Origin of the sequence: Bacillus sp. NPDC094106 (assembly GCF_044764345.1) — a bacterium.
Taxonomy (GTDB): Bacteria; Bacillota; Bacilli; order Bacillales; family Bacillaceae_G; genus Bacillus_A.
On sequence record NZ_JBIWHY010000041.1, the window covers coordinates 1 to 5,628 of the forward strand.

Here is a 5,628-nt window from a genome sequence, read left to right on the forward strand (position 1 = left end):
TCTAGCGCCGATGGTAGTTGGGGCCTTGCCCCTGTGAGAGTAGGACGTCGCCAAGCAAAAACCTAAGTCGTTTCGACTTAGGTTTTTTTGTGTTTACTAAACATAGTACTTATTTTCGTGTAAGAATAACCTGCTCATCATTCATTTTTAACATATTGACAATCGCCAAATGTGACAGTACTCCTTTTTATAAAAACTATATCCTCATCTATAAAAACTGAAAACGCCGATCCGATTATTTGGAGGGTGTTAAAATACTCCTTGTTGAATTTAACGCATCCGTTCGCTCAATAAGGAATTGTCTATTTGCTGTTTTAAATTCAATAGAACCCACTCAATAATTATGATCGCTGAATTGATACGTTCCGTCGTATTACCTAAGAACACTTTATTAAGCAAGTCATCTAAATTAGTAAGTCGATTAGATAATTCTTTAATATGTACCAAAACAGAGCCAGAAGGAGGTATTGGTTTGTTGTTTACAGCCCATATACCTTCTAACATTATCCAAGTTGATGTGTTCAATATATATGAAGCTTTTAATACATCATTTACTTTCAGAGCAGCATTGATCTTAATGAGTGAACTATTTAACCAATGAGAAATGCCTTTTATTTTATTTTATTTTCAGAAATATAATAATCCTTATATTTTTGTTGGGCTATCCGCGTTAATTGCTTTAGGAACCCTTTATTATCAAATAAAATTTTGCCATCTAAAAAAGAGTATAATTCCATTGGATTGTTATCAAAGTTTAATTGAACTTGATTAAAGTCTGCATATTTATATTCAATTAAAATATTTCCTCTAATCTTAGAATGGAATTTTTTATTATGTCCATTTTCTAAAAGAAAGTATAAATCTAAATCGGAGTCAGGGTAAGCATCTCCTCTTGCAACAGAACCTATAAGCATTAACCCAATAATTTCATCTTTAGCGATACAATCATTTGAGATTGTTCGGACTAATTTTTGATGTTGTTCATAATTAATGAATGAAAGGTTTCCTATCATTTTAACCCTCCGGATTTAATTGTACTTAATAAGACGTTCGAGATATAAAATGATTTTCCTTCTCATAGAAAGGATAAGATGCTCTGCATAGATGTTTTTGGTATCTAAGTATTTTTTACATTTCTCTTCATAATTTTTCGTAAATTGTTCCCCTTATTCGAGATAATAAGTAACCTAAACCGATATTCCTAAATATCGGTTTAAGTTAGGTATAGAGTATTGTCTTATAATTAAAGCCATACGAAGATAGTAAACATATTTTCGGGAGGAGTGTTAGAAAAGTTACTACTGCAAACATTGGGATATCATCTACACTTAAATACTTCCAGCTTTTTAATAAGTGTCCGGTAATATAAGGTGCCCAGTAGAAGAGATAGGTAAGAATTCGGCTAGTCCTTCTACAATACCGAGTATGAAGGTAATAATTGTATCGCTCATAATTTCACTCCTATTATTTAAATGAAAATGTTGTAGATAGACAGAGACATAGGGAGAATCACACCATCTTTATCAATCAATGGATATCAACCTTTTTAAAATAGAATATTGTTGCGAGAAAGCCGATAATAGCTGTGGCGGCAATGATAACATAAGAATATTCTGGTGGATACGTCGGTTGTAGTTTATTATTTACGATATCTATTGTTGCTGCCCAAGGGAATAAATCTTTGTGTTCTGAATTAGCGGTCATAACATTTATCATTGTAATAACGATGGTTAATATAATAGGTGCTACATAAGTCTTCATTATAAGAGTTAAAAATACAATAGGAGTGGATAAGATAAAAAGAAATCCGCCGCCTATCAAGAACTTCATGAAAGATTGTAGAATTAATAAATTGCTTAGGCCAGGAAAGTTTCCTAATAGCCCCAATAGTAGAGTTAATCCCCAAGAAATCATAGTCAATATCATAATCCAAATAAAAAGGAGAATGAACTTGCTAATGATAAAGCTAATACGTGATACAGGGATAGTTAATAAATTTTTTAATGTGTTTTCTGTGTACTCACGGTTAAAGAGATAAGCGGTGACAACTCCGTATAGAGGGACCCCAATTACTAAAAGGGTATATAGATGGGCCTCAGTAAATAAACTAGTAAACAGAATAGTTTGAGCGGGTTGTTTTGTTTTTATGTGTATATATGATCCAACTACTACCATAAAAGGTGCTACAGCTGCGCCAATAATACTAATCAAGAACATATTAGAACGTTTTAACTTTAATAGTTCCGCATATAGTAGATTAACCAATTGTCCCACCTCCAACCAATTTGGTGAAGTAATCTTCTAATCTGTCTTCGCTCATCATAATCTTTGATACTTCAATATCGTTTTGAACAAAGAGTGTATTAATCTGTCCTTGTTGTCCGAAATGGGAATAAACGCGAATATGTCCTTCATCATGTACTTCATAATCAAAAATATGAAATTGTTTCTCTAAAAGCAGCGTAGCTTTATTATCGTCATTTACTTGGAATTCCAAGTATTTACGATTTAGTTTTCGAAGTGAATCAAGAGAAGTCTCTTCTAATAACTTCCCTTCATGAATAATCCCCATATGATCGACTAGCTGTTCGACTTCAGCTAAAATATGGCTAGAAATTAATATCGTTATATTTCTTTCCTTTGCTAAGGATTTAATCAACTTTCGCATTTCTTTAATACCAATTGGATCTAAACCGTTAGTTGGCTCATCTAGTATTAATAATTCTGGATAATGGAGAAGGGCTCTTGCGATTCCTAATCGTTGTTTCATTCCTAAGGAATATTTGCCCACTAGCTTTTTTGTTTCATGCTCTAGTCCTACAATTTCTAATGCCTCTTCAATCGCATTTTTTTTGTGAACTCCAATGATTTTGGCATTAATTAATAAATTTTCTTTTGCAGTAAGGTTTTCATAAAAACCTGGAACTTCAACGATTGAGCCGATTCTTCTTAAAATTTCTTTTTGATTCTTAAAAAAATCCTCCCCGAATATTTCGATTTTTCCGCTTGTAGGTTTTATTAACCCCAGCAGCATTCGAATTGTAGTCGTTTTACCCGCACCATTTCGTCCGATAAAGCCGTAAATCTCTCCTTGATTTACATTTATATTGAGATTATCTACCGATTTTTGTTTGCCATAAATTTTAGTGAGACTTGTTGTCTTTATAATTGCATTCATTTTGAAACACCTGCTTTTCATAAGTTCTTAATTACATGATAAAAAGGAGGATTTAACTGCTGCTTAATCATTTCTTAACTGTTTCTTAAAAGCGATTTGTTTTGGGATGGAGAAGCCAAAGGTGGTCTTTTTCCACGGCATACTTTCTACCCATATTTGTCCGCCGTTTTTTTCTACGAGAGCTTTCGCAATAGCGAGTCCTAGGCCGCTTCCACCATGCGAAGAGTTCCTGGATTGGTCACTTCGGTACATTCGCTCAAACACGTTCTCTAGATCATCTGTTGAAATTCCAGGTCCTTTATCCCAAATGAGTAACTGATATTCATTCATTGTTTCTAGAAGTTCGATTCCTATTGTTTGTCCGGCCTTTCCGTAATATATAGCGTTTTTCATGAGATTACCTATAACTCGCATAAGACTAAGGGAATCCGCTATAATAGGACAAGTTGTTTCTGGGATACTAACTTGTAACTCTATATCATGTTTTGATAGCTCAGGTAAAAACTCAATTAAAGATTCTCTAGCAATCTCAGCAAAATTGAGAGGCTCTTCCTTCAATGGAAATTCATCTGCATCTAGTTTGGCCATATTAAATATTGCATCAACTAATTGTTTTAAGTTGCTTGATTTCTTTGAAATGATTTCAAGATATTCTTGTTTCTCTTCTTCTGAAGCAGCAATATCATCTTTTAAAGCATCAACATAGCCAATAATAGAAGTAAGGGGTGTCCGAATATCATGCGAAATACTAGATAGGAGTTGTTTTCTAGCTTCTTGAGATTTTACAGCTTCAATTTGTACTTTTTCTAGTGCGGTTATTAATTCATTTGTAGAAAAGACTACTTCGTCCAATGAATGGTCGTTATTTGTATAGAGTCTTGCGTGTGTATTTCCTTTAATAGCACGTCTTAATCCGGTAACCATGGATTTTCGGCTTTTGATAAAATGAAGCCTTATAAAGAAAAGACTGATTGTTATAGTGAAGAGGACAATAAATAAGGCTAATCTTCCTGTTCCTAATTGATTGTTACTCATATCTATAAATAGAAGTGCTGTGATTGCTAAAAGTTGCAATAGAAGAAGATGCAGAACTTTATCATTCTTCATCCTTTTCACCTACAAACTTATATCCAATTCCCCATACAGTTTGAATAAACTTAGGATTTGAGGGATCAATTTCTATTTTCTTTCTAAGCTTTCTAATATGTACCATAACTGTATTGTCATCTTCTATATAGTTACTGTCCCAAACATTGCGAAAGAGTTGCGTTTTCGTAAAAACTTGTTCAGGATTTGAAGCGAAAAACTTTAATAATTCAAGTTCTTTCCCGGTTAAAGGTATGTCTTGTCCATCTACGTTAACTGTGTACTTTTTCACATCAATTGTTAGCCCTTTAAATGTTAGGACTGTTTTTTCTTGCGTGTTAGCATTACTTCCTAATATTAAAAAGCGCCTCATAAGAGCTTTTACTCTAGCGACTACCTCATTGATACTAAAAGGCTTTGTAATGTAATCGTCTGCACCTATGCCTAAGCCTAAAACCTTATCTACTTCTTGATCTTTAGCAGTGAGCATTAATATAGGGATATTTGTTTTGTTTCTAAGTCTTCTACATACTTCGATACCATCAACTTTAGGCATCATAAGATCTAATATAATGAGGTTATATTTGTTTTGTTCAAATAAGCGAAGAGCTTCTTCGCCATTTATAGTGATATCTACTGTATATAGTTCTCGTTCTAGATATTTTTTTAATAAATCTCGTATTTCTTTTTCATCGTCTGCTATAAGTACACGGATATCTTCCATATTTTCACCTGTTTCTAATAGGATTTTGTTTTGTATTATGGTTTTGGTAAAGAGAAATACAATAGTTATCTTATTATATACTATTAATTGTTAAAATAAGGGTGTTAGCTTTGGGGAAAGGAATAGAATTTATTGAATGTATATATATCCATTTTGATTTTCCAGCATATAAGTCACAGCTATAAAGAACAAAAAGTGACCTGCACTCGTTTGCTCTCTTTGTTTTCACTTGGCATGGGGTAGGAAAAGGATCTGACCGCTTCTATGCATGGCCGGATTCTCTCTCCCATCTAAAAAGAAAGGTTTTATGTCGATTTTTCAATTTGTGCTTATATAGAAAAAAGCTCACTGGAGAAATAGATTAAGAGGAAGGAACAGTGTAGTTGTTTAGTAAGGATTCAATAGTGTATTTTTCGTACTACAGTAATGTAAAAAGAAGAATTAAATATCGTTATGAAAAAAATCCGAAAAACCATTGACTATTACCATATAGAGGTGTAATATTATATGAGTCGCTGATAGCAACAAAGCAAAGCGCGACAAATGAGTTCTCTGAAAACTGAACGAAACAAACAACGTGAAACGTCAATTTTTATTTTATGATGCTAGACAAACTAACTTTATTGGAGAGTTTGATCCT

At 33.1% G+C, this 5,628-nt stretch carries 4 protein-coding genes and 2 pseudogenes; all 6 read right to left on the reverse strand.

Annotated features, from left to right (window positions below; genetic code table 11):
- Positions 1-270: 270 nt before the first annotated feature.
- A pseudogene (locus ACIQ7L_RS28030) lies at positions 271-1,013 on the reverse strand (nucleotidyltransferase domain-containing protein).
- A gap of 348 nt (positions 1,014-1,361) precedes the next feature.
- Positions 1,362-1,451: pseudogene (locus ACIQ7L_RS28035) on the reverse strand (undecaprenyl-diphosphate phosphatase); the annotation flags it as partial.
- Positions 1,452-1,527: 76 nt separating this feature from the next.
- A complete protein-coding gene (locus ACIQ7L_RS28040) occupies positions 1,528-2,265 on the reverse strand; it encodes an ABC transporter permease (protein ID WP_400573486.1) in 738 nt (245 codons plus the stop codon).
- Complete coding sequence (locus ACIQ7L_RS28045) at positions 2,258-3,178, reverse strand: ABC transporter ATP-binding protein (RefSeq protein WP_400573488.1); 921 nt, start codon at positions 3,176-3,178, stop codon at positions 2,258-2,260. The genes ACIQ7L_RS28040 and ACIQ7L_RS28045 overlap by 8 nt, the downstream gene beginning before the upstream one ends.
- A gap of 63 nt (positions 3,179-3,241) precedes the next feature.
- The gene (locus ACIQ7L_RS28050) at positions 3,242-4,285 is read right to left on the reverse strand and encodes a sensor histidine kinase (RefSeq protein WP_400573490.1); all 1,044 of its coding nucleotides are present in this window, start codon (positions 4,283-4,285) and stop codon (positions 3,242-3,244) included.
- Positions 4,275-4,988: a response regulator transcription factor gene (locus ACIQ7L_RS28055; protein WP_400573492.1), complete on the reverse strand. Its 714-nt coding sequence runs from the start codon at positions 4,986-4,988 to the stop codon at positions 4,275-4,277. Before ACIQ7L_RS28055 ends, ACIQ7L_RS28050 begins: the two co-directional genes overlap by 11 nt.
- Positions 4,989-5,628 lie beyond the last annotated feature (640 nt).

Excerpts from the sequence above, each read along its gene's own strand:
- ACIQ7L_RS28055 (WP_400573492.1), bottom strand. The coding sequence starts at position 4,988 with ATGGAAGATATCCGTGTACTTATAGCAGACGATGAAAAAGAAATACGA.
- ACIQ7L_RS28050 (WP_400573490.1), bottom strand. The coding sequence starts at position 4,285 with ATGAAGAATGATAAAGTTCTGCATCTTCTTCTATTGCAACTTTTAGCA.
- ACIQ7L_RS28045 (WP_400573488.1), bottom strand. The coding sequence starts at position 3,178 with ATGAATGCAATTATAAAGACAACAAGTCTCACTAAAATTTATGGCAAA.